2 protein-coding genes and 1 pseudogene are annotated in these 1,414 nt (G+C 35.7%); all 3 read left to right on the forward strand.

Annotated features, from left to right (window positions below):
• Positions 1–385 (forward strand): annotated as a pseudogene (locus tag FD29_RS11670) (RNA-guided endonuclease InsQ/TnpB family protein); the annotation flags it as partial.
• A gap of 283 nt (positions 386–668) precedes the next feature.
• Positions 669–905 carry an SHOCT domain-containing protein gene (locus FD29_RS09175; protein ID WP_057888643.1) on the forward strand — a complete coding sequence of 79 codons (237 nt, stop codon included), beginning with the start codon at positions 669–671 and terminating at the stop codon, positions 903–905.
• Between the two features lie 72 nt (positions 906–977).
• Entirely contained in the window at positions 978–1,334 is a 357-nt protein-coding gene (locus FD29_RS09180) for a DUF1516 family protein (protein WP_057888644.1), read from the forward strand.
• Positions 1,335–1,414: the final 80 nt, after the last annotated feature.

The raw sequence follows: 1,414 nt of genomic DNA on the forward strand, positions 1-1,414 counted from the left end.
CACAAAAATACGAAATCAACGTAATAACTTCTTGAATGTTTTATCTACTAAACTTATCAATAACCACGATTTGATAGTAGCTGAAGAATTGAGAAGTTCAAATATGTTGAAAAATCATGCTTTGGCAATGTCAATCTCCGACGTTGGGTGGAGAACATTTCTAAACATGCTAGCTTATAAAGCTGATTTATATGGTAGAAAATTTTTGACTATAGATCCAAAAAACACCACCCAAACATGTTCCAATTGCGGACATATCTTGAGCGGTGCTGACAAATTGACTCTAACCGACAGACATTGGACTTGTCCAGTCTGTCATAAACATCACCTTAGAGATCATAATGCAGCTATCAATATCCTAAATAAAGGATTGGTAAAGATGTAAAAAGATAACGTCTGTTTGGCAACTTGCGGACTAAAAAGGCATTGGTAATTAGCGTGTAAGACATAGCATCTTCGGATGGTACGCAGTGCTGTATCTATGCAAATTGTAGCTAGTAAGCAGTAGGTTTGTTTATTACTTACAAGCCATGGACTTCAGTCCATGGTAGTTGACATCATTATTTCAATAACGATTATCCTTACTACTAATAACAAGCAACAAAATTGCTAGTTATTTTCAAGCTACCTATAATTGACTTGAATCTACCATAAAGGAGATGTCGATCATGATGGGATTTGCAGGTTGTCGCACCCTTTGGAACATGGGTTTCATGGGCGGTGGCATGTGGTTGTCTGGCATTATTTTCTTGCTGATCGTTTTTGCAGCGATTTATTTGTTCAGCAACAGTAATCGCAATCACACTAATAAAACTAATGCCTTAGAAATTTTGGATCAGGAATATGCTAAAGGTAATGTTTCTGATGACGATTATAAAAAACGTAAAGAGAATTTAAAAAATTAATAATTTGAGGCCGAGGGAAAAACTCGGTCTCTTTTTTAATGTTAAGATTGAAGATATTTAGGAGGTCTACATATGATATGGTTATGGACACATCTGATTACCTGGATCGTTATGGCAATCATGATTTTATCGGCATTATTTACGAATTCACATACAAAAGTTTACGAAATGATTACTCGCGTCGGCTACTTAGTTATTATCGCCACCGGAGTTAAGTTGGCTTTACGAGCTTGGTCAGTCGAACCAACTCTCTTGATCGTCAAAATCATTGTCGCTTTGATATTCATCGCTTTGACCGAAATTGCTTTTGCTAGAAAATCTCAAAAGATTATCAGCAAATCACTGATCTGGGCCGTAGTTGTTTTCTGTCTAGTCACTGCCTTGATTGGTTTTGCTTTGGCTGGTTGGTATCCTTTTATTAAGCATTAGAAAAATCTCTGATTTTAAATATGATTCTTTTTCAAGTTTGGTTACATACAATTATTTAGATATACTAATAGGCCATCCAA

This window comes from Companilactobacillus mindensis DSM 14500 (assembly GCF_001434275.1).
In the GTDB taxonomy this organism is placed as follows: domain Bacteria; phylum Bacillota; class Bacilli; order Lactobacillales; family Lactobacillaceae; genus Companilactobacillus; species Companilactobacillus mindensis.